Raw genomic sequence first — 21322 nt, forward strand, 5'->3', positions numbered from 1 at the left:
GCCGGGCAGGGGGCCGCGCCGCTCAGGCGGGCCGGGCCAGGACGAGGCTGACGTTGTGCCCGCCGAAGCCGAACGAGTTGGACAGCACCGCGTCCACCGCCGTGGCGCGTGCCCGCCCGCGGATGTGGTCGACCTCGCCGTCGCGCTCCGGGTCGTCCAGATTGTGCGTGGGCGGCAGCAGGCCGCGACGCAGCGCCTCGACCGCGACGGCCGCCTCGATCACGCCGGAGACGCCGAGCATGTGCCCGGTCACGCCCTTGGTCGAACTCAGCGGCGGCGGGGCGGCGCCGTACACCTCGGCGAGCGCGGCCAGCTCGGCGGCGTCCCCGGCCCGGGTGCTGGTGCCGTGCGCGTTGACGTACCCGATGTCGCCAGGCACCAGCCCTGAGTCGCGGACGGCCATCCGCATGCACCGGGCCGCGCCCGCGCCGTCGGGGCGCGGCGTGGTCGGGTGGTGGGCGTCGTTCGTGGCACCCCAGCCGAGCACGTCGGCGTGCCGGTGGGCGCCGCGCGCGGCGGCGTGCTCGGCGCGTTCCAGGACGAACACCCCGGCGCCCTCGCCGAGGACGAGCCCGTTGCGGCGGCGGTCGAAGGGGCGGCTCGCGGCGGCCGGGTCGGCCCAGCCGCGGGCCAGCGCGCGGGCGTTGCCGAACGCGTCGGCGAACGTCGGGAACAGCGGCGCCTCGGCGCATCCGGCGAGCACCACGTCCGCCTCGCCGGCGCGCAGGATGCGCAGCGCCTCCCCGATCGACTGCGCCCCGGCCGCACACGCCGTGCCGATCGACGAGGTGTAGCCGTGGATGCCGAACTTGATCGCGATTCGGGCCGCGCCCATGTTCGGCAGCGTCCCGGGCAGCATGTACGGGCTGACCCCGAACCGGCCCCGCCCGGCGCGGGCGAGCACCTGTTCCTCCAGCGTGGACAGACCACCGACGCCGGAGACGACGACCGCCACCCGGTACGGATCGACGTCCTGGCCGATCCGCAGTCCGGCGTCGGCGAGCGCGTCCTCGGCGGCGCGCAGCACCATCACGATCGACCGGTCCACGACGCGTGACTCCGGGCCGGGCAGCACGCTCGCCGGGTCGATCGCCGGGGCGAACGCGGCGACGTCGACGACGCCGCGCAGCGGATGGCCGGCCGGGGGCCGGGTGAGCCCGGACCGGCCGTCGCAGACCGCGTCGAACACCTCGGCGGCGGTCGCGCCGACCGGGCTGACCAGTCCGATCCCGGTGACGGTGACCGGTTCGCGCACGCTCACCGGAACCGCTGCGCCGACGTGGGCGCCGGGACGCCGCGCGGCCGGGTGCCGTGCCCCGACATCGGTCAGTGCGCCGAGGCCGGTGCGATGCGTGCCGCCACCGTCCGGCTGAACTCGCCGACGGTCATCATGGCGAGATCCTCCGCCTCGTCGTCGTCGAAGGCGACCCCGAACCGGTCCTCCACACGTACCGCCAGCTCGGCCAGGCCGAGGGAGTCCACGTCGAGCCCGGCGGGACCGAAGACGGTGTCGTCGTCGACGTCGGAGACGTCGTACTTCATCTCGGTGAGTGCGGCGAGGAGGAACGCGCGGATCTCGTCGGTCATGCCCGGTGTTTCCCTTCCACGGTGTCCTGGCGGCGCACTCGACCTGCTCGACGGAACCTGTGAGGCGCGGAGCGGACACTCCGCGTAGCATCGACCTTACTCGATCGGATTGGTTTGGCAAGATATCCGGTCGGTCAGCCGTACCGGAAGCCGGTCGTACCCGCGCAGCATCAGCGCGCGGCGCGGCCCGGGTTCGGCGGCCAGCGCCGGGAAGCGGTCCAGCAGGCGGGGCAGGACCAGCCGTCCCTCGGTCCGGGCCAGCGTCGCCCCGAAGCAGTAGTGCGGCCCGGCGCTGAACGCCAGGTGCCGGTTGTCCGTGCGGGACGGGTCGAACCGGTCCGGGTCGGGGAAGCGGCGCGGATCCCGGTTCGCGGCACCGGTCAGCACCACCACCGTCCGGCCCGCCGCCACCGGCAGGCCGGCGACCTCGGTGTCCTCGGCGGCGTACCGGACCGCGAAGTGCACAGGCGGCTCGTACCGCAGGATCTCCTCGACGTACGACGCGGCCAGCGACGGATCGGCGCGCAGCGCGTCCCGCGCGTCCGGCCGCTCGGTGAGCAGCACCAGCCCGTTGCCGAGCAGGTTCGCGGTGGTCCGGAACCCGGCGTTGTACATGATGATGAGGTTGGCCAGCAGCTCGTCGGCGCTCAGCCGGCCGGGCTCGTCGTCCAGGCCGCGCAGCAGCGCCGAGACGAAGTCGTCGCGCGGCGCCGCCCGGCGTGCGGCGACCAGGTCGGTGAAGTACGCGGTCAGCTCCGCCGCCGCCACGTTGGCTGCCCGGACCTCGCGCATGGACCGGCGGCCGATCTCCAGCACCGCGTCGAACGCGCGGACCCGGGACGGGAACCACTCCCGGTCCGCCTCCGGCACGCCCAGCAGCTCGCCGATGACGTCACTGGGCAGCCGGAGCGCGAAGCGGGCCATGAAGTCGACCGGCCGGCCGTCCGCGCCCTCGGCGGCGAGCCCGTCGAGCAGGCCGTCGGCGATGCGCCCGATGGCCGGTTCCAGCGCGGCGACCCGGCGCGGGGTGAGGGCCTGGGAGAACAGGTGTCGGACCCGCAGGTGGTCGCCCTCGGCGGCGTTGAGCATCGACGACTGGAGGATCCGGATGACCTGGTGCTCGCGCCAGCGCACCCCGGCCCGGTCCAGGTAGTCGGCGCCGAGTACCCGGAAGACGGGGTCGCGCAGCACCCGGTTGACCGCGTCGTACCCGTGCACGACGAGCGCGTGCGGGTCGGCGGGCCGCAGCGCGACCGCCTCTCCCGCCTCGTGCAGCCGGGCGTAGAACGGGTACGGGTCGCGCCGTACCTCGTCGCCGAGCAGCTCGTCGAGGGAGATGGTCACGCGCATGGCCGCTCCTCGCCGACGCCCGCGAGCATGTCGGCGGTGGTGTGCGCCCGGATGCCGGGCGGCACCGGGTCGGCGAACCGGGCGACGACCGCCCGGACGTGGGCTTCGGCGGCCCCGGCCAGGCCGTCGTAGACGGCCGCGAACAGGTCCCGGGCCGCCCGGCGCGGCCATCCGGCGGGCAGCAGTTCCAGTGGCAGCCGCGGGTCGAGCGTGGGAAACCGCCGGTACGTGTCCATCACCTCGGTACGCGCCCGCACGGCGGCGGCGCCGTCGACGGAGCCGAGCCGCGACACCAGCGGCGTCCACCGCCGCAGGAACGCCTCATAGTGCCCGCTGATCGCGTCGACGTCCCAGGCGTCCACGGGGGCGCGCTGGCCGATCGCGTCCAGCGCGTCCTGCCGTCCCCGGAACACCGTGACCGCACCGAGGGCGAGCTGGGCCAGCCGGGCGCACGCGGGTCCGGCCAGCTCGTACGGCGAGATCCACAGCCCGTCGTAGAGCGGCGCGAAGCCGAGCCAGCGCAGCTGGCCGCGCAGGGCCCGGCGCTGCGTGCCGTGGTCCTGCGGCAGCGAGAAGGCGACGATCGTCCAGCATCCGTCCCACGCCTGCGTCTCGGCGGTGGAGGCGGTGATCCAGTTCCCGCCGGCGGACAGGTCGGCGGCGGCGGCGCGGCTGAGCCGGTAGAAGCTGTTGCGGCCCTGCCGGCTGCCCTCCAGCACACCGCGGCGGGCCAGCCGGCTGATCGCGGTACGCGCGCCGGCGCTGGTCACGCCGGCCTCGCCGAGCAGCGCGACGATCGCCGCGGACGGCAGCGCGGCGCGGGTACGCAGCGTGTAGTCGGTCAGGAGCGTCACCGCGACGCTCTGCGGCGAGGTGCCGGCCTGCCGCCGGGGCAGCCGCGGCGCCGGTCCCTCGTCCGGGTAGATCTCCTCGATGTCGAACGGGCTTGCCACACGCGCTCCGGGCTCGGCTCAGGGACGGTGCACCGACTGTAGACGAACGCCGCCGCAGCTCATCGGAGCATGTCGATTGACACTTCGCCGTCCGGCCGGAACACTATGTGCCACACGACGGAGCCGGGCCGGGCGAGCCACGTCAGTGGGTGAGGCGCGACACCGCGGCGGCCCGGGTCGCCGGCGCGGGGCGCATCCGCCCGACCCCGCCCGCACAGGGCGATCGAAGGAGTCTCCGTGAGAATCAGAGCCAAGATGGTGGTGGCCCTGGCCGCGTCGCTGGCGACGGCCGGCCTGGTGATCCCCGCCGTCCAACCCGCGTACGCGGCGTCGCTGACCGAGGTGACCAGCTTCGGCGACAACCCCGGCCGGATGCGCATGCACGTCTACGTCCCGGACGCCCGCCCGGCCCGTCCGGCCACTGTGGTGGCCATGCACGGCTGCGGCGGTTCCGGCCCCGGCTTCTACTCCGGCAGCGAGTTCGCCGGCCTGGCCGACCGGTACGGCTTCATCGTCATCTACCCCAGCGCGACCCAGCAGGCCGGCTTCGGCAACTGCTTCGACACCTGGTCCGACGCGGCCAAGCGGCGCGGCGGCGGCAGCGACCCGGTGTCGCTCATCTCGATGGTCCGCTACGTCCAGCAGCAGTACGGCGCAGACCCGGACCGGGTCTACGCCACCGGCAGCTCGTCCGGCGGCATGATGACCAACCACATGCTGGCGCTCTACCCGGACGTCTTCAAGGCCGGCGCGGCGTTCATGGGCGTGCCGTTCAACTGCTTCGCCGGCGCCGCCGACTATCCGCCCGGATCCAGCCAGTGCACCGGCGGGAACATGAACCGCACCCCGCAGCAGTGGGGTGACGCGGTCCGCCAGGCATACCCCGGCTACACCGGTCCCCGTCCCCGGGTGCAGTTGTGGCACGGCACCAACGACACGCTGGTGCCGTACTCGCTGCTCCAGGAGACGATCGAGCAGTGGACGAACGTGTTCGGCCTCAGCCAGACGCCCACGTCCACCGACACGCCGCAGTCCGGCTGGAACCGGCGGCGCTACGCCGACGGCACCGGCACCGTGCAGGTCGAGGCGTACAGCATCCAGGGCGCCGGGCACAGCCTGCCCTCGGCCGGCATGGCCGCGGCCGCGGTGGCGTTCTTCGGCCTGACCACCACGCCGGGCCCGACCACGCCCCCGCCGGGCCCGACCACGCCTCCGCCCGGCCCGACCACACCTCCGCCCGGCCCGACCACGCCCCCGCCCGGCACCGGCGCCTGCTCGGTGAGCATCGAGCTGAACGCCTGGAACAACGGGCTGACCGAGAACATCACCATCAGCAACACCGGTTCGGCCGCGGTGAACGGCTGGTCGCTGACGTTCACGCTGCCCGGCGGCCAGACCATCACCTCGGGCTGGAACGCCTCCTACTCCCCCGCCTCGGGTCAGGTGACCGCGCGCAACCTCGCGTACAACGCGGTCATCCCGGCTCGCGGCTCGACCACCATCGGCTTCCAGGCCACGCACACCGGCAACACCGCCCGGCCCGGCTCGTTCAGCCTCAACGGCGCACCCTGCACACTCGCCTGACCGGCACCGCACACTCCGGCGTTCTTCCCACGGCGCCGGGGACGGCCCCGCGACCCGAGAGGTCGCGGGGCCGTTTCACGCGTACGCCACGCCCACCTCGGCATAACGTTGAACCGAATGGTTCAGTGTCGTACGGTGAACCTCGTGGTTCAGCAAGAGACGCTCGACCGGGTTTTCGCCAGCCTGGCCGACCCCACCCGACGCGACATCCTGATCCGGCTCGGCGCGGGCCCGGCCACCATCAGCGAGCTCACCGAGCCCACCGGGATGAGCCTCACCGGCATGCGCAAGCACGTCCGGGCGCTGGAGGACGCGGGCCTCGTGGTGACGCGCAAGGTCGGCCGGTCCCGGCAGTGCCGGCTCAGCGAGGCGCCGCTGGACTCGGCCATGGCCTGGATCGCCTTCTACCGACGTCTCTGGGCCCGTCGCCTCGACGGCCTCGACGCCTACCTCACACTCACCACGGAGGACCGCGACCATGACGCTCCACATGCGAGTGACACGACACCTTCCGGGCACCCCTGACGAGGCGTTCGACGCCTACACTGACGCCGGCAAACAGAAGATCTGGTTCGGCATCCTCGACGAGCAGCCCGGCATCGTGGAGATCGACGTCGACCTGCGGGTCGGCGGGAAGCAGACCGCCGTCTGGGGCCCCTCCCCCGACATGCTGTTCCGCGAGACGCAGACGTTCCTGGAGATCGACCGCCCGCACCGGCTGGTCACCGAGTCGACTGGTACCGGCCCGGACGGCACGACCATGACCACGCGCATCGAGGTCACCTTCGAGGCGAAGGACGGCGGCACGCTGATGACCGTGGTGCAGAGCGGCTTCCCGACCCCGCAGCTGCGCGACTTCTTCGTCGGCGAGGTCTGGACCGGGGCGTTCGCCCGCATCGAGGCGTACCTGATCCGAGAGCACGCAGAGGAGACCTCCCGTGGCTGACCTGTCCCGCACCGCCGTCGTCGCGCTCGCCACCGCCGTCGCGGTGGTCGTCAACCTGATCGTGTACGCGATCGGCCGGGCGGCCGGCGGCAGCTTCCTGTTCACCGCCGACGGCCGGCGGGTCGAGGTCGACGCGGTGACCGTCGCGGGCTTCAGCGCGCTGCCGCTGGCGCTCGGGCTCACCGCCGTCGCCCTGCTGGCGTCCCGGTTCGCCTGGGTGGTCCGGGCGGCGCTGATCATCGGCCCGGCGCTCGCGGTGCTCACGATCGCCACCATGACGCTGCCCGCGGACCTGGACACCACCAGCAAGATCACGCTCGCGGTGTGCCACCTCACGCTCGCCCCGATCATCGTCGTCGCGGTGACCGCCCTCGGCCGGCGCGCGCGCCGCGCCACCGCGGGCCCGGTCGCCGCCTGACGCCGGGCACGGGGCGCCGCCCGCGGGACCGGCCCGCGCCGTCACGGAGTGTGGTCGGGTAGACAGCCGCCGCCGGCCCTTTTTGCCGACACCGTGTTGTTAACATGACGACATGGTGTCGACAAGTTTGAGAGGTGGCGGCTGATGTTCCTGGCCATTCGTGAGCTGGGGTTCGCGCGGCTGCGATTCGCCCTGATGGGGGCCGTGATCGCGCTGATCTCGGTGCTGATGGTGATGCTGTCCGGCCTGTCCGTCGGGCTGGTCCGTGACGGTGTCTCCGGCCTGCAGAACCTGCCGGTCACCTCGTTCGCCTTCGCCCACGGCGTGCAGCACGACTCGGCGTTCTCGCGCAGCGTGGTGGACGCCTCGGCGGTGGACACCTGGCGCGACCAGCCGGGCGTGGCCGAGGCGACCCCGTTCGGCAACACGCTCGTCAACGGGCGGACCGACGGTGGCACCGAGGTCGACCTCGCGCTGTTCGGCGTCGAGACCGGCTCGTTCCTGTCACCCGCCGTCAGCGAGGGCGACCGGCTCGGCCCGGCGGACGGGATCGTGGTGAGCCCCACCGCCATCGACGCGGGCCTGCGCGTCGGCGACACCGTGACTGTGGACCGGCTGGGCACGCGGCTGCGCGTCGTCGGCGTCACCGAGCAGCAGGACACGTTCGGCCACGTCGACGTGGCGTACGTGCCGCTGGCGACGTGGCAGGCGGTCAAGTCCGGCACCCCGGCCGGCGCGCAGGTGCCGGCGCAGGCGACCCAGGAGATCACCGCCGTCGCGGTCCGCGCGGCCGGCGGCGGCTCGGTGGACCTGGCCGCGGGCGACAAGGCCGCGGGCACGGAGAGCCTGACGCTCGACGAGTCGTACGGCGCCTCGCCCGGCTACACCGCCGAGACGACCACGCTCCAGTTGATCCAGGGCTTCCTCTACGCCATCTCGGCGCTCGTGGCCGGCGCGTTCTTCGCGGTCTGGGCGATCCAGCGCAAGCAGGAGGTCGCCGTGCTGCGGGCGCTGGGCGCCTCGACCGGCTGGGTGCTGCGCGACGCGCTCACCCAGGCACTGATCCTGCTGGCCCTCGCCATCGCCGTCGGCATGGGGATCGGCCTCGGCCTCGGCGCGCTGATCTCCGGCGGCAACGTTCCGTTCGCGCTGCACCCGCAGAGCATCGCCGCCGCCGCGGCCGGCCTGCTCGTGCTCGGCCTGGTCGGCGCGGCAGCCGCCGTCGTCCGCCTCACCTCCATCGACCCGGCGACCGCCCTGGGAGGCAACCGATGAGCAGCCGGACCACACCGTCCCTCTCGACGCCGGGCACCGCTGGAGCCGGCCTCGGCCTGGTCATGCGCGGCGTCCACCTGCGGCACGGCGACGGCGCGGAGACCGTGCACGCGCTGGACGACGTCGACCTGACCGTCGCGCCCGGTGAGCTGGCCGCGATCGTCGGACCGTCCGGCGCGGGCAAGTCCAGCCTGCTCGCCGTGGCCGGCGGGCTGGCCCGCCCCGATCAGGGCACCGTCACGGTGGCCGGGCACGACATGACCGTGTCCAGCCGCCGGGCGCGCACCGAGCTGCGCCGCCGGCACGTGGGGTTCGTGTTCCAGTCGGGCAACCTGCTGCCCGCGCTGACCGCCGCCGACCAGCTGCGCCTGCCGCTGCGGCTGGGCGGGCGACGGGAACGGTCCGGACGCGACCCGCTGGAGATGCTCGCGCACGTCGGCCTGGCCGGTAAGGCCGACCGCCGGCCGCACCAGCTCTCCGGCGGCGAGCGCCAGCGCGTCGGCATCGCCCGGGCGCTGATGACCGAGCCGTCGGTGCTGCTGGTGGACGAGCCGACGGCGGCGCTGGACCGGGCCCGCAGCCACGACATCGTCCAGCTGCTCGCCCAGGAGGCGCGGGAGCGCTCGGTGGCCGTCGTGATGGTCACTCACGATCACGACGTGCTGCAATACTGTGACACCATCTACGAGATGATCGACGGCAAGCTCGCCACGAGCAGCTGACCGCGACGAGCAGGGAGCGACGCGGACCGGACACGGGCGGCGGGAGACACGGGGAGGTCGCTGTGCCGAAGATCCAAGCCTCTACCGTCGCGGAACATCGGGCCGCGCAGCGGGCGGCGTTGCTCGACGCCGCCCGCGCCCTGCTCTCCGAGCACCCGGAGCAGATCCCGAGCCTGGCCGACGTGGCCCGGCACGCCGGGCTGGCCCGCTCCAGCGCGTACTCGTACTTCAAGTCCCGCACCGACATGTTCGACGTGCTGGTCGCCGACACGTTCCCCCGGTGGTCGGCCTTCGTCGAGAAGCAGATGGCCGAGGCCCGCACGCCGGGGGCGAGGATCCTGGCGTACGTCGAGGCCAACCTGCAACTGGTTGCCCGGGGCGACCACGCGCTGGCCCGGGCACTGGCGTCGGCGGGCAACAGCGAGGTGCTGGCGACCTCCAGCCGGCTGCTGCACGACAGCCTCGAGGCGCCGTTGCGCGCCGCGCTCACCGAACACGGGGCGAGCGACCCGGACCGGATGGCGGAGCTCGTCCAGTCGGTCGTCTACGCCCTGAGCCGCATGATCGAGAACGGTCTCGGCCTTCCGGCGGCCAGGGGCCTCGCCCGCGAGCTGCTCACGCCGTACCTGCGCCCGGACGCCGGCTGACCACCCGCCCCTGAGATCCGGCTCGGCGCGACGGCGTCCGGGCACCACCACACCTGCTGAACAACGTCGGCCCGGGTCGTCGCCGGCAGCCGCACCACGCGTGCGCGCACGGGCGACGACCCGGGCCGACGCATGTCCGGACCCGGCACTCGGGGACGCGCCGGCGCTGCCGGCGGGCGTCCGCCGACGCGGGCCGGAGCGGCCGTCCAAACGATCGGCACGGGCCTCCGACCGGCGATGGGCGGCCGGCACTGTCGTCCGAGCAGGGGGAACCGAACGATCGACCGCCGCATCGACGGTCGTCATCGGTCAGCGTTCCGCCTAGTGGAACAGCAGCTCAGAGGCGGTACGGGGAACTAAGTTACTGATCAGTAGCCCGTTGACGGCATGTAAACCCGGCCCTACCGTTCCACTCAATCGAACGGCGTACGGTTCATCCGAACGCTCTCGGCCTCGCCGAGTGCGGCCCGAAACAGGAAGTCCGAGGCATGCCTGACGACAAGCTTCTCGCTCTTCTCTCCCCCACCCGGCTCGGGCGTCTCACACTGCGGAACCGGGTCTTCGTCCCCGGCCACACCACCAACTTCGGACTGAACAATGTGCCCACCCGCCGCCACGTCGCGTACCACGCGGAGCGGGCGCGCGGCGGCGCCGGCCTGATCATCACCGAGGCGATCCGTGTGCACCCCACGAGCGCGGGCCGCAGCATCAGCCTCGGCAGCTTCGACGACTCGTCGATCCCGGCGTACGCGGCGGTGACCGAGGCCGTGCACGAGCACGGGGCCCGCATGTTCGCCCAGATCATGCACGCCGGACGGCAGGCCAACGGCGACGCGACGCGTACCGCCGCCTGGTCCTCGTCGCCGGTGCCGTGGGCGGCCGGCTCGCACGTGCCGCACGCGATGGGACGCCGGGACATCGCGGTCGTCGTCGAGGCGTTCGCCGCCGCCGCGCGACGGATGCGCGAGGCCGGCTTCGACGGCCTGGAGGTGCACGCCGGCCACGGCCACCTGCTCCAGCAGTTCCTCTCGCCGCACACGAACACCCGCGACGACGCGTACGGCGGCAGCCTCGACAACCGGATGCGCCTGACCCGCGAGGTGCTGACCGCGGTTCTCGCCGCCGCACCCGAACTGCCCGTCGGGCTGCGCGTCAGCGCCGACGAGTTCCTGCCCGGCGGCCTCGACCCGGCCGCGGTGCTGGAGATCGTCGGGAAGCTGCGCGCCGAGTTCCCCCTCGCCTACGTGCACGTGAGCCACTCCGCCTACCACGGCAGCTGGTCGCTCGCGACGCAGATGGCGGACATGAGCTTCGGTCACGCCCCGTTCCGGCACCACGCGGCGCTGTTCAAGCAGGAGTTCCCGGACCTGCCGGTGCTCGCGGTGTGCCGGCTGGACAGCCTGCCGGAGGCGGCCGAACTCGTCGCCGCCGGCGAGGCCGACCTGGTCGGCCTGGCCCGCCCGCACATCGCCGACCCGCACCTGGTCCGCAAGGCCGAGCAGGGCCGCCAGCACGAGGTACGCGCCTGCCTGGCCTGCAACCAGGGCTGCATCGGCCGGCTGGAGACCAGCCTGCCCATCTCCTGCGTGGTGAACCCGGAGGTCGGCGCCGAGCGGGAGTGGGCCGACGCCTGGCCGGAGCTGCCCGGACCGTCCGGCGCGCGGGACGTCCTGGTCGTCGGCGGCGGTCCGGCCGGCCTGGAGGCGGCGCTCTCCGCGCACCGGGCCGGGCACCGGGTGACAGTTGTCGAGGCACGCGACCGGCTCGGCGGGCAGGTCGAGGTGGCCGCGCGCGTACCCGGCCGGGAGCGGCTCGGGCTGCTCACCCGCGACCTGGCCCGCGACGTGGCTGCCGCCGGCATCCCGGTCCGGCTCGGCCACCGCGCCGGCGTCGAGGACGTGCTGTCCGGCGGCTACCAGGACGTCGTCCTCGCCACCGGCTCCCGGCCCGCCCGCCGCGACCTGCCCGGCGGCCCGCCGGTGGTCGACATCTGGCAGGCCGTCGACCACCTGGCCGACCCCGGCTACCGGCCGGACGGCGCCGTCGTCGTGCTCGACGACGAGGGCACCTGGTCGGCGGCGTCGGTGGCGGAGGCGTTCGCCCGGCGGGGCGCCCGCGTCCACCTCGTCTCCCCCACCGCCACGGTGAGCGCCAAGATCACCACGTACTCCCGGCTGGCGCTGCTCAAGCGCTTCGCGGACCTGGGGATCGCGGTCCACCCGATGCGGACCGCCCGTGCGGCGGGCGCCGGCGCGGTGGCGCTCGGCGGCCCGCTCGCCGGCGGCGAGACGATCGTCGAAGGCGTCACCACAGTCGTCGACGGCGGCTCGGCGCAGGCCGCGGACGAGTTGTACCGGCAGCTCGACGCGCTGCCCGACGGCCCCCGCGTCCACGTCGTCGGCGACGCGAACGCTCCCCGCAGCGCCTTCGAGGCCGTCTACGAGGGACGCATGGCCGGCGCGTTCCTCGGCGCCTTCGACACCGCGGCCGCCGAACGCGTGCGGTACGCCCACTGACCCGTCCACCCCGGTCGCGGTGCACCGCGGGCCGGACCTCCCCCACCTGTAGAGGAGACAAGGCATGTTCGATGTCGAGGAGCGCCTCACCCTGGATGAGCGTTCCGCCGTGGACTTCGTCCTCGGCCTGCGCAAGCGCTGGGCGGACACCGTCTACCCGGCGCTGCGCGAGGAGTACGGCGCCACCGGGGCGTCGGCCACCACCGTCGCCGACGCCGGTCAGGTGCTGCGCGGTCTCCCGCTCTACCCGTGGTTCAGCCACCTGGAGCGGGTGCAGCAGAAGATGCTGTGGAAGGTCGCCGGCGACGCGGTGCTCAGCCGCCGCGAGGAGCTGACCGGCCAGCTCACCTCGCTGCCCGAGCAGCCGAAGGGCTCGCTGGAGCTGAACCCCGACCTGGAACTGCCCGACTGGTACACCGACTACGACATCCACATCCAGCCCGGCAGCTTCTTCTCCGACGACATGTCGGCCTACGTGTACGAGTTCGGCGCGCGCATCGTCATGCTGCGCGACAACGACGGCTACAAGTTCCACACGCTGTTCGCCCAGACCGCGCTGCCCGAGCTGCCCGCGGCGACCCGGATCGTCGACATCGGGTGCGGTTTCGGCAAGAGCACCCGCCCACTGCCCGCCAAGTACCCGACCGCGCAGGTGATCGGCGTGGACCTGGCCGCGCCCGGTCTGCGCCTGGCCCACGCCGAGGCCGAGGCGACCGGAGTCGCGATCGACTACCGGCAGGCCGACGGCCGGGCCACCGGCATCGAGGCGGACAGCTGCGACGTGGTCACCGGCACGATGGTGCTGCACGAGATGCCCGCCACCGCGATCCGGGAGACGATCGTGGAGGCCGCGCGCCTGCTCAAGCCGGGCGGCTCGCTGCGCTTCCTGGAGTTCATGCTCACCGGCGACCCGCTGCGCGACGCCACCGTCTACGAGCACGCCGAGCGCAACAACGAGCCGTTCTTCCACGACCTGTTCGGCTCCGACCTGATCGAGGTCTGCACCGAGGCCGGTCTGACCGACGTGTCGTGGACCCCGTTCGACGAGCGCCGCAACGGCGTCCAGCCGCAGGGCTGGGGCGACCGTCCCGAGTGGCACTTCCCCTGGGCCGTACTGGCCGCGACCAAGCCGGAGGCGTGATGAGCACCGAGTTCGACTACTTCGGGGACCCCAAGGTCGGCAAGCTGCTCGACCTGGTGCTGCAGCTCTCCACCGAGCTGCACGTGACCCGCCAGCGGGTACGCGTCGTCGAGGCGCTGCTGACCCGCTCCGGCGCGCTCACCGCGGGCGCCGTCGACGGGTTCGTCTCCACCGAGGAGGAGCAGAAGGTCCTCGACCGCGAGCGGGACGAGCTGCTGGCCCGCCTCATGCGCATCCTCACCGAGCACGGCCCCGCGGAGCACCCGCTGCGGGACCAGTGGGAGGCGGCGCTGAGCGAGAAGACCGGCTGATGAGCACACCGGACGCGCCCGGCCTGATCGACAGCTACCTGCAGCTGTGCGAGGACCGCGAACTCGACGAAGCGGGGCGCTTTCTCGCGGAGCGGGCGCGGTTGGTCTTCCCGGGCGGCCGGGAGTACTCGTCGCTGCGGGAGATGGCGGCCGCGTCGACCGGAACCTACCGGTGGGTGCGCAAGCACCGGGACCGCTACCTGGTGGGTGAGGCCGACGGGCGGGTCACCGTGACCTCGCTCGGGCGGCTGTACGGGGAATGGCTCGACGGCACTCCGTTCGAGGACATCCGTTACGCGGACGTCTTCGTGCTCGACGGCGGACTGATCGTCGAGCAGCACGTCTACAACGATCTGGCACTGGTCGCGCAGCAGCGCGACGCCTGACGGACAACGGTCGCGCAGCAGCGCGACGCCTGATTCCCCCACCTCCGCCGCTCCGGCGGCGGAGGTGGTCTCCCCCGACTCATGACGAGGTGTGTGCATATGAAACGAAAGTGGGCTCTGCTCCCGGCGGCGCTGGCCGCCGCGCTGGTCCTGTCCGCGTGCGGCGGCGGCTCCGACGACGACGGCGCCGGCGGCGAGGGCAAGGAGGCGAAGCTGACCATGGCCATCGCCTCGGCCGTGATCGGCCCGAAGGAGGAGGTGGCCGTCTACGCGGTCGCCAAGGAACTCGGCTACTTCGCCGAGGAGAAGCTGACCGTCGAGACGATCAACGCCGACGGCTCGGTCGCCGCCCTCCAGGCGGTCGCGTCCGGCAGCGGCGACATCACCCCCGCCGACGCCGGCTCGGCGCTCGGCGCGGCGGAGAAGAACGTGCCGATCAAGGCGATCGGCGGCCTGGTGCAGAACTGGCCGTGGGTGATGGCTGTGAAGCCGGACTCCCCGCTCACCGGTGGCGCTGACCTGCGCGGCAAGAAGATCGGCGTGATCAGCCTGGCCTCCGGCTCGGCCCCGTACGCCCGCGCCTACGTCAAGGCCGCCGGCCTGGACCCGACCAAGGACGTCGAGCTTCTGCCGGTGGGCGTGGGCGCGCAGGCCGCCGCCGCGCTCAACGACGGCAAGGTCGACATGCTGGCGCTCTACACCCAGGCGTACGCGGTCATCGAGAACGCCGGCACCGAGCTGAAGTACCTGACCAACCCGGACGTGTTCTCCGGCATCCGGTCGCTGACCTTCAGCGTCGGCGCCCGTGACTTCGACGCCAAGAAGGACTCGTACGAGCGGTTCCTGCGCGCGGCGTACAAGGCGATGCTCTTCTCGGCGAAGAACCCCGAGGCCGCCATGAAGATCGGCTACAAGGTCTTCCCGCAGATCCTCGCCGGCAAGTCCGCCGACGAGCGCCTGAAGGCGGACACCGAGAGCCTGACCGCCTGGCTGAAGACGGCCACCCCGGCCAGCGGCGACCCGGAGCAGTTCGGCGACTGGGGCGCGATCAGCGACGAGGAGTGGGCGAAGACCCAGGCGTACACCAAGGAGGCCGGGCAGATCACCGGCGAGGTCGACCTCAAGAAGCTGTGGGATCCGAGCCTGCTCTCCGGCGCCAACAACTTCGACAAGGCCGCGGTGCTGAGCAAGGCCGCGAACTACACCGCCTAGGCAGCGGACAGCGGAAGGGATTTCGATGGCCATCAAGGCGACGGCCCGCCGGGCGCAGACGCAGGCTCCGGCATCGGTGTCGGAAGACTCCTGGATCGAGATCGACGGGCTGGACAAGGAGTACCGGCCCCGGAAGTCGGCACCGACCCAGGCGTTGAGCGACATCAACCTGACGGTACGTCGCGGCGAGTTCATCTCGGTCGTGGGACCGTCCGGGTGCGGCAAGACCACTTTGCTGAAGATCCTCGCCGGGCTCAGCCCGAAGACCGGCGGCGCGGTACGGATCGCCGGGCGGGACGTGACGAAGCCCCTTCCCGAGGTCGGGATGGTGTTCCAGGCACCGACGCTGCTGCCGTGGCGCACCATCTTCGACAACGTGATGGTGCCGGCGGAGATCCAGCGACTGGATCCCCGCCGGCACCGGGAACGCGCCCAGCAGTTGCTCGAGATGGTCGGTCTCAACGGCTTCGAGCAGAAGTATCCGCACGAGCTCAGCGGCGGCATGCAGCAGCGGGCCGGCATCTGCCGGGCGCTGGTGCACGACCCGGCGGTACTGCTGATGGACGAGCCGTTCGGCGCGCTCGACGCGATGACCCGCGAGTACATGAACGTGGAGCTGCTGCGCATCTGGCAGGAGAGCAACCAGACGATCGTGCTGGTCACGCACTCCATCCCGGAGGCGGTCTTCCTCTCCGACCGGGTGGTCGTGCTCAGCCCCCGGCCGGGCCGGATCGCGGAGGTCATGGACATCGACCTGGAGCGGCCGCGTGACCTCGGCGTCATGTCGTCCGACCGGGCCGGGGTCTACGTGGAGCGGATCCGCCGACACTTCAACGCCGCCGGCGTTATCGACTGACGAGGGACAGCCATGGCAACAAGCAACCTGGTCCGCGAGCCGGCCCAGCCACCGGCGCCGTCCGCCCGGCCCGCCAAGCCCGCCCGGCGCAAGTTCGACCTCCGCGAGAAGCCCCAGCTCTGGCTGGTCCCGACGGTCTTCGTCGTGGTCGTCCTGGCCTGGGAGTACGGCGTCCAGCTCATCGGCGTTGACGAGTACGTCCTGCCGCTGCCGTCGAGCGTGGTCGAGTCGCTGTGGCAGCAGCTCGGCGACGACCAGTTCTGGGGTCACTTCTGGGTGACCACCCAGGAGGCGCTGCTCGGGTTCGTGATCGGTGTCGGGGCCGCGCTGGTCCTCGGCACGTTCATCTCCCAGATCAAGATCGTCGAAGCCACCCTGATGCCGTACATCGTGGCCTTCCAGACCGTCCCGAAGGTCGCCCTGGCCCCGCTGTTCGTGGTCTGGTTCGGTTTCGGCCTGACCAGCAAGGTGGTCATGGCCGCGGTGATCTCGTTCTTCCCGATGCTCGTCAACGTCATCGAGGGCCTGCGGGCGGCCGACGCCGACAAGATCCAGATGCTGACGGTGTTCGGCGCGAGCAAGACCCAGATCTTCCGGATGGTCCGGCTGCCCAGCGCGCTGCCGTTCATCTTCGCCGGCCTGGACATCGGCATCGTCTTCGCCATCCTCGGCGCGGTCGTGGGCGAGTTCATCGGCGCCAAGGAGGGCCTGGGCTACCTGCTGCTGCAGACCAACTACAACTTCGACATCGCCGGCATGTTCGCCGTCCTGGTGGTGCTGTCGGTGATGGGTCTGGTGGCGCACTTCGTGATCCGGCTGCTGCAGAAGCGGCTGGCCTTCTGGGCCGAGGACACGAAGGTGATCGGCGCGTGACGACAGCTGACGGGACCGTCGTCACGCGTGCGGAGCACCGGCCGGGCGTGGTTCACGCCCGCCCGGCCGGTGGCCGGACCGGAAAGGCAGGACACGAGACATGAACACCGACCCGAACCGGTTCGACGGACGGGTGGCAGTGGTGACCGGGGCGGCCCGCGGCATCGGCGCCCGGATCGCCACGACGCTGGCACAGCGCGGCGCGACGGTGGCGCAGGCCGACCTGCTCGACGACTGGGCGGAGGCCGAGCTGACCGGCGGCGCGCACACCCGGCACCGGGTGGACGTCCGGTCGGCCGCCTCCTGCACGCAGCTGGTGGCCGAGGTCCTGGACGCCCACGGCCGCCTGGACCTGCTCGTCAACAACGCCGGGATCGTCCGGCGCGGACCGGCGGCCACGATGTCCGAGGAGGACTTCACCACCGTCCTGGACGTCAACCTGACCGGCACGTTCCGGATGAGCCAGGCCGCGTACCCGGCGCTGCGGCGCAGCGGCGGCGCGGTGGTGAACATCGGCTCCACGAACGGGCACGTCGCGGTGCTGAACACGCTCGGGTACTGCGTCAGCAAGGCCGGCGTGATGCACATGGCACGCGTGCTGGCGCTGGAGTGGGCGCCGGACCGGATCCGGGTCAACGCCGTCGGACCCACCATCGTGCCCACCGACATGACCTCCGACGTCCGCGGCGACGAGGCGTACCTGGCCGACAAGATGGCGTCGATCCCGCTGGGCCGGATGGCGCAGCCGCAGGACGTCGCCAACGCGGTCGCCTACCTGCTCAGTGACGCCGCCGCCATGACCACCGGGCAGACGATCTTCGTCGACGGCGGCGTCACCATCCACTGACTTCCCCCCTCCCCGACCCCTTCTGTGAGGACCACCATGCCCAAACCGGATACCGCGGCCGCGCTTGCGGCCGTCGACGCGCACTTCGACGAGTTCGTCGAGGAGCTCCAGCAGCTGTGCCGCATCCGCAGCCGCCGCCAGGAGCCGGAGCAGATGGAGGCCACCGCCGAGTTCATCGCCGGGTCGGTCCGCCGCTGGGGCGGCGAAGCCGAGATCATCCCGTGGGAGCAGTCGTACCCGTACGTGCTGGCCGAGGTGCCGGGCGAGGGTGACAAGGCGCTGCTGCACTTCACCCACTACGACGTGGAGGTCGAGCCGGCCGGTGACGACGCCGTCTGGATCAGCCCGCCGTACGCGGCGGAGATCCACGACGGCCGGCTGTACGCCCGGGGCGTGGCCGACGACAAGGGCGTCGTCATGTCCCGCATCCACGCGGCGGCGGCCTGGAAGCTGGCCGGGCTGACCCCGCCGGTGACCAACCGGATCATCTTCGAGGGCAAGAAGTGGCTGCACAGCCCGGGTCTGGGCTCGTTCGTCGAGGCGCACGCCGACCGGCTCGCCAGCGACGCGGCGCTGTGGGAGAACTCCTGGCTCGACGGCGAGGACCGGCTGCTGCTCAAGCTCGCCGAGAAGGGCGTGCTCTACCTGCGCCTCACCGCGCAGACCCTGCCGCGCGACCTCACCAGCCAGAACACCGCGCTGCTGCCGGCTGCCACGGCCCGGCTGGCCGCCGCCCTGGCGCAGTTGCAGCGGCCCGACGGCACCGTGACGATCCCCGGTTTCGCCGACGACGCCCGGCCGCCGACCGACGAGGAGCGGGCGCTGCTGGAGAAGGTGGCGTTCGACGGGGACTTCCTGCGCAAGCGGGCCCAGGTCGACCGGTTCACCGGTGACCTGGACGACCAGGGCGCCGCGGTCGCCATCCGTACCGTGCCGACGCTCACCGTCGCCGGTTTCGCCGGCGGCGACATGCGCGACGACGTGACGCTCGGCATCCCGTCGACCGCCTCGGCGAAGCTGGAGATCCGGCTGGTGCCGGGCCAGGACCCGGACCGGGTGCTCGGCTGCATCCGCGACCACCTGGCCGCGACCGGCTTCGGTGACCTGCGCATCGAGGTGATGGCGACCAGCCGGCCCAACCTCACCGACCACCGCGACCCGTTCGTCGCGCTGGTCGCCGACGCGGCCCGCCGGGTGTACGGGACCGAGCCGGTGATCGAGCCGTACACGCAGTGGATCGGCAACCAGGGCGTGATCGCCGACCGGCCGATCGTCGGCGTCGGCGTGTCCCGCGCCGACTCCGGTGTGGACGGCCCGAACGAGAACATCCGGCTGGACGACTACAAGGCCGGCATCAAGCACGTCATCGAGGTCATGGCGGCGCTGGCGGTGGCCGAGTGACCCGGGCCCGCGGCGTGGCCCGCCGCGCCTACGTCGACGTGCCGTGGGGTCAGGTGCACTACCGGCACGGCGGCGACGCCGACGCCCCGGTGCTGCTGATCCTGCACCAGTCCCCGCTCTCCTCGGCCACCTACGACGCGGTGATCGAGCCGCTGGCCCGCCGCGGCCTGCGGGTGATCGCCCCGGACACGCCGGGCTTCGGCATGTCCGACGCGCCGCCGCGCCCGTGGTCCATCCCGGAGTACGCGGCCGGGGTGTGGCAGTTCGCCGACGCCCTCGGGCTGTCCCGGGTACACCTGCTCGGGCAGCACACCGGCGCGATCGTCGGCGCGGAGGCGCTGATGTCGGCGCCGGAGCGGGTGCACCGGCTGATTCTCCAGGGCATCCCGCTCTACGACGAGCAGGAGCGGGCGGAGAAGAAGCGGTCGTACGCGCCCGGCTACGTGCCGGCGCGCGACGGCGGGCACCTGAAGGTGATCTGGGACCGGGTGTACGGCCTGTACCCGCGCCTGACCCCGGAGGAGGCGGACCGGCAGGTCACCGAGTACCTGCTGACCGGACCGGACTACGCGACCGCGTACCGGGCGGTGTTCGACCACCACGTCGACACCGCCGCCCTGGACGCGCTGCCCATCGTGCTGCTGCACGGCGCCGACGACCTGCTGGACCGGATGACGCCGCAGGTGCGGGCCGCGCTGCCCGGCGCCGAGCTGGTCACCATCCCCGGCGGCACCGACTTCGTGGCCGACGAGCAGCCGGAGGCGTTCGCCGACGCGGTCGCCGCGCGGGTGCACGCCGACCTCGGGCGGGAGGTGGCGGCATGAGCGCCGGCACCCCGGTGACCGAGGCGAAGGTCGTACCGGCGAACACTGTCTACACCGCCACAGTCGAGGTCTCCGGCGGTCGCGGCGGCAGCGCCCGGTCGCTGACCGGGTCGCTGCGGGTCGACCTGACCCGCCCCGCGCAGCGGGGTCCGGACGCGCCCGGCACCGACCCGGAGGAGCTGTTCGCGGCCGGCTACGCGGCCTGCTTCGACAGCGCGCTCGCGGTCGCCGCCCGGCAGGCCGGCGTGCGGCCCGGTCCGACGACCGTCACCGCCTCGGTCTCCCTCGGGCAGACCGACGACGGCCGGTACGCGATCGCCGTGGTGCTGGACGTGTCCGCGCCGCAGTGCCCGCAGGCCGACCTGGAGCGCGCAGTGGAGCTGGCCGACCGGATGTGTCCCTACTCGAACGCCCTGCGGGGCAACACCGCGGTGGCGATCCGGGTCGATGGCCACCGCTGACCTGACCCGGCCCGCAGCGGTCCGCCACCCGGCGGATCCGCAGCGGCCCGCCGGCCCGATGGCCCTGGCCGTCGGGCTCGGCGCGGTCTACCTGATCTGGGGCTCGACCTACCTGGGCAACCGGGTGGCCCTGGACAGCATCCCGCCGCTGGTCGCCACCTCGGCCCGGTTCCTGGCCGCCGCGCTGCTGCTGTTCGCGGTGGCGGCGCTGCGCCGGGGACCGGCCGGGCTGCTGCTGCCCCGGCGGCAGTGGGGCGGGGTGGGCGCCAGCGGGCTGCTGATGGTCGGTGCGGGCAGCGCGCTGCTCGCCCTGGGCCAGCAGTACGTGCCGACCGGGCTGACGTCGCTGGTGGTGGCCGGCATGCCGCTGTGGGTGCTGGTGTTGCGGCTGGCGGTCGGTCCGCGGCCGTCGGCGCTGGCGGCGGTGGGCGTACTGGGCGGGGTGGCCGGGCTGGCGCTGCTGTTCTCGGTGCCGACGAAGGGATGGCACCTCGGCGGGATGCTGCTGCTGGTGGTCTCCACGATGGTCTGGGCGCTGGGCTCGACGCTGTCGCAGCGGCTGCACATGCCGGCCGACCACCTGGTCGGCACCGGCTGGCAGATGCTCGTCGGCGGCGTCGCGGTGGCGGTGGCGAGCGTGGTCAGCGGTGAGCTGGGACGGTTCGACCCGGCCGGCGTGACCGGCCGGTCCTGGCTGGCGTGGACCTACCTGATGCTGGTGTGCACAGTGGTCGGCTTCAGCGTCTACACGTGGTTGCTGCGCAACGCGCCGATCCAGCTCGCGTCCACCTACGCGTACGTCAACCCGGTGGTGGCGGTCCTGCTCGGCATGATGGTGCTGGATGAATCGTTGTCCGGACGACAGGTGCTCGCCGGTGCCGTGGTGCTCGCCTCGGTGGCGCTCGTCATCGCGCGGGAGCGACCCCGGCAGGCCGACGGCCTCCCGCCCGGGAAGACCCCCGTCGCACCCGCCTGACGCCCGGCGACCCCACGCACGTACGTCGACAGTGGA

23 protein-coding genes are annotated in these 21322 nt (G+C 72.8%); 19 read left to right on the plus strand and 4 right to left on the minus strand.

Annotated elements, in window-relative coordinates:
* Positions 1-22 precede the first annotated feature (22 nt).
* From MICAU_RS18530 to MICAU_RS18545, 4 genes are all read right to left on the minus strand, one after another.
* The gene (locus MICAU_RS18530) at positions 23-1261 is read right to left on the minus strand and encodes a beta-ketoacyl-[acyl-carrier-protein] synthase family protein (RefSeq protein WP_013286875.1); all 1239 of its coding nucleotides are present in this window, start codon (positions 1259-1261) and stop codon (positions 23-25) included.
* 65 nt (positions 1262-1326) lie between these two features.
* The gene (locus MICAU_RS18535; protein WP_013286876.1) at positions 1327-1587 is read right to left on the minus strand and encodes an acyl carrier protein; all 261 of its coding nucleotides are present in this window, start codon (positions 1585-1587) and stop codon (positions 1327-1329) included.
* A 96-nt stretch (positions 1588-1683) separates the two neighbouring features.
* The gene (locus tag MICAU_RS18540) at positions 1684-2937 is read right to left on the minus strand and encodes a cytochrome P450 (protein WP_013286877.1); all 1254 of its coding nucleotides are present in this window, start codon (positions 2935-2937) and stop codon (positions 1684-1686) included.
* On the minus strand, positions 2928-3890 hold the full coding sequence (locus tag MICAU_RS18545) for a PaaX family transcriptional regulator (RefSeq protein ID WP_013286878.1): 963 nt from the start codon (positions 3888-3890) through the stop codon (positions 2928-2930). The genes MICAU_RS18540 and MICAU_RS18545 overlap by 10 nt, the downstream gene beginning before the upstream one ends.
* Positions 3891-4127: 237 nt before the next feature.
* On the opposite strand from MICAU_RS18545, the gene MICAU_RS18550 reads away from it, so the two are divergent.
* The 19 genes from MICAU_RS18550 to MICAU_RS18640 all read left to right on the plus strand — a co-directional run bounded on the left by MICAU_RS18550 (position 4128) and on the right by MICAU_RS18640 (position 21286).
* Positions 4128-5474, plus strand: a complete 1347-nt coding sequence (locus MICAU_RS18550; RefSeq protein WP_013286879.1) for an extracellular catalytic domain type 1 short-chain-length polyhydroxyalkanoate depolymerase — start codon at positions 4128-4130, stop codon at positions 5472-5474.
* Between the two features lie 144 nt (positions 5475-5618).
* Positions 5619-5999, plus strand: a complete 381-nt coding sequence (locus MICAU_RS18555; RefSeq protein ID WP_174361719.1) for an ArsR/SmtB family transcription factor — start codon at positions 5619-5621, stop codon at positions 5997-5999.
* Positions 5953-6420 carry an SRPBCC family protein gene (locus MICAU_RS18560; protein ID WP_013286881.1) on the plus strand — a complete coding sequence of 156 codons (468 nt, stop codon included), beginning with the start codon at positions 5953-5955 and terminating at the stop codon, positions 6418-6420. The genes MICAU_RS18555 and MICAU_RS18560 overlap by 47 nt, the downstream gene beginning before the upstream one ends.
* Positions 6413-6838 carry a DUF6069 family protein gene (locus tag MICAU_RS18565; protein WP_013286882.1) on the plus strand — a complete coding sequence of 142 codons (426 nt, stop codon included), beginning with the start codon at positions 6413-6415 and terminating at the stop codon, positions 6836-6838. Before MICAU_RS18560 ends, MICAU_RS18565 begins: the two co-directional genes overlap by 8 nt.
* Positions 6839-6982: 144 nt before the next feature.
* Positions 6983-8113, plus strand: coding sequence for an ABC transporter permease (locus MICAU_RS18570; protein ID WP_013286883.1), 1131 nt, complete (start codon positions 6983-6985; stop codon positions 8111-8113).
* Positions 8110-8835 (plus strand): ABC transporter ATP-binding protein, encoded by a 726-nt coding sequence (locus tag MICAU_RS18575; protein ID WP_013286884.1) that lies wholly within the window; start codon positions 8110-8112, stop codon positions 8833-8835. Before MICAU_RS18570 ends, MICAU_RS18575 begins: the two co-directional genes overlap by 4 nt.
* A 62-nt stretch (positions 8836-8897) precedes the next feature.
* Positions 8898-9482 (plus strand): TetR/AcrR family transcriptional regulator, encoded by a 585-nt coding sequence (locus tag MICAU_RS18580; RefSeq protein WP_013286885.1) that lies wholly within the window; start codon positions 8898-8900, stop codon positions 9480-9482.
* Positions 9483-9970: 488 nt separating this feature from the next.
* Positions 9971-11998, plus strand: a complete 2028-nt coding sequence (locus MICAU_RS18585) for an oxidoreductase (protein ID WP_013286886.1) — start codon at positions 9971-9973, stop codon at positions 11996-11998.
* A 64-nt stretch (positions 11999-12062) separates the two neighbouring features.
* Positions 12063-13139 (plus strand): class I SAM-dependent methyltransferase, encoded by a 1077-nt coding sequence (locus tag MICAU_RS18590; RefSeq protein ID WP_013286887.1) that lies wholly within the window; start codon positions 12063-12065, stop codon positions 13137-13139.
* Complete coding sequence (locus tag MICAU_RS18595; protein ID WP_013286888.1) at positions 13139-13450, plus strand: hypothetical protein; 312 nt, start codon at positions 13139-13141, stop codon at positions 13448-13450. The genes MICAU_RS18590 and MICAU_RS18595 overlap by 1 nt, the downstream gene beginning before the upstream one ends.
* On the plus strand, positions 13450-13836 hold the full coding sequence (locus tag MICAU_RS18600; RefSeq protein ID WP_013286889.1) for a nuclear transport factor 2 family protein: 387 nt from the start codon (positions 13450-13452) through the stop codon (positions 13834-13836). Before MICAU_RS18595 ends, MICAU_RS18600 begins: the two co-directional genes overlap by 1 nt.
* A 99-nt stretch (positions 13837-13935) precedes the next feature.
* The gene (locus MICAU_RS18605) at positions 13936-15048 is read left to right on the plus strand and encodes an ABC transporter substrate-binding protein (protein WP_013286890.1); all 1113 of its coding nucleotides are present in this window, start codon (positions 13936-13938) and stop codon (positions 15046-15048) included.
* 25 nt (positions 15049-15073) lie between these two features.
* Entirely contained in the window at positions 15074-15904 is an 831-nt protein-coding gene (locus MICAU_RS18610; protein ID WP_013286891.1) for an ABC transporter ATP-binding protein, read from the plus strand.
* A gap of 12 nt (positions 15905-15916) precedes the next feature.
* Positions 15917-16777, plus strand: a complete 861-nt coding sequence (locus MICAU_RS18615; protein ID WP_013286892.1) for an ABC transporter permease — start codon at positions 15917-15919, stop codon at positions 16775-16777.
* 100 nt (positions 16778-16877) lie between these two features.
* On the plus strand, positions 16878-17624 hold the full coding sequence (locus tag MICAU_RS18620; protein WP_013286893.1) for an SDR family NAD(P)-dependent oxidoreductase: 747 nt from the start codon (positions 16878-16880) through the stop codon (positions 17622-17624).
* Positions 17625-17660: 36 nt separating this feature from the next.
* Positions 17661-19025 (plus strand): M20/M25/M40 family metallo-hydrolase, encoded by a 1365-nt coding sequence (locus MICAU_RS18625; RefSeq protein ID WP_013286894.1) that lies wholly within the window; start codon positions 17661-17663, stop codon positions 19023-19025.
* A complete protein-coding gene (locus tag MICAU_RS18630) occupies positions 19022-19849 on the plus strand; it encodes an alpha/beta fold hydrolase (protein ID WP_013286895.1) in 828 nt (275 codons plus the stop codon). The genes MICAU_RS18625 and MICAU_RS18630 overlap by 4 nt, the downstream gene beginning before the upstream one ends.
* Positions 19846-20310 carry an Ohr family peroxiredoxin gene (locus MICAU_RS18635; protein WP_013286896.1) on the plus strand — a complete coding sequence of 155 codons (465 nt, stop codon included), beginning with the start codon at positions 19846-19848 and terminating at the stop codon, positions 20308-20310. The genes MICAU_RS18630 and MICAU_RS18635 overlap by 4 nt, the downstream gene beginning before the upstream one ends.
* Positions 20297-21286: an EamA family transporter gene (locus tag MICAU_RS18640; RefSeq protein WP_013286897.1), complete on the plus strand. Its 990-nt coding sequence runs from the start codon at positions 20297-20299 to the stop codon at positions 21284-21286. Before MICAU_RS18635 ends, MICAU_RS18640 begins: the two co-directional genes overlap by 14 nt.
* The last annotated feature ends 36 nt before the right edge of the window (positions 21287-21322 follow it).

It is taken from the genome of Micromonospora aurantiaca ATCC 27029 (genome assembly GCF_000145235.1).
GTDB classification, from domain to species: Bacteria; Actinomycetota; Actinomycetes; order Mycobacteriales; family Micromonosporaceae; genus Micromonospora; species Micromonospora aurantiaca.

Coding starts and splice junctions, on each gene's coding strand:
- MICAU_RS18640 (WP_013286897.1), top strand. CDS start 20,297: ATGGCCACCGCTGACCTGACCCGGCCCGCAGCGGTCCGCCACCCGGCG.
- MICAU_RS18535 (WP_013286876.1), bottom strand. CDS start 1,587: ATGACCGACGAGATCCGCGCGTTCCTCCTCGCCGCACTCACCGAGATG.
- MICAU_RS18610 (WP_013286891.1), top strand. CDS start 15,074: ATGGCCATCAAGGCGACGGCCCGCCGGGCGCAGACGCAGGCTCCGGCA.
- MICAU_RS18615 (WP_013286892.1), top strand. CDS start 15,917: ATGGCAACAAGCAACCTGGTCCGCGAGCCGGCCCAGCCACCGGCGCCG.
- MICAU_RS18595 (WP_013286888.1), top strand. CDS start 13,139: ATGAGCACCGAGTTCGACTACTTCGGGGACCCCAAGGTCGGCAAGCTG.
- MICAU_RS18605 (WP_013286890.1), top strand. CDS start 13,936: ATGAAACGAAAGTGGGCTCTGCTCCCGGCGGCGCTGGCCGCCGCGCTG.
- MICAU_RS18575 (WP_013286884.1), top strand. CDS start 8,110: ATGAGCAGCCGGACCACACCGTCCCTCTCGACGCCGGGCACCGCTGGA.
- MICAU_RS18635 (WP_013286896.1), top strand. CDS start 19,846: ATGAGCGCCGGCACCCCGGTGACCGAGGCGAAGGTCGTACCGGCGAAC.
- MICAU_RS18620 (WP_013286893.1), top strand. CDS start 16,878: ATGAACACCGACCCGAACCGGTTCGACGGACGGGTGGCAGTGGTGACC.
- MICAU_RS18585 (WP_013286886.1), top strand. CDS start 9,971: ATGCCTGACGACAAGCTTCTCGCTCTTCTCTCCCCCACCCGGCTCGGG.
- MICAU_RS18570 (WP_013286883.1), top strand. CDS start 6,983: ATGTTCCTGGCCATTCGTGAGCTGGGGTTCGCGCGGCTGCGATTCGCC.
- MICAU_RS18600 (WP_013286889.1), top strand. CDS start 13,450: ATGAGCACACCGGACGCGCCCGGCCTGATCGACAGCTACCTGCAGCTG.
- MICAU_RS18540 (WP_013286877.1), bottom strand. CDS start 2,937: ATGCGCGTGACCATCTCCCTCGACGAGCTGCTCGGCGACGAGGTACGG.
- MICAU_RS18560 (WP_013286881.1), top strand. CDS start 5,953: ATGACGCTCCACATGCGAGTGACACGACACCTTCCGGGCACCCCTGAC.
- MICAU_RS18625 (WP_013286894.1), top strand. CDS start 17,661: ATGCCCAAACCGGATACCGCGGCCGCGCTTGCGGCCGTCGACGCGCAC.
- MICAU_RS18590 (WP_013286887.1), top strand. CDS start 12,063: ATGTTCGATGTCGAGGAGCGCCTCACCCTGGATGAGCGTTCCGCCGTG.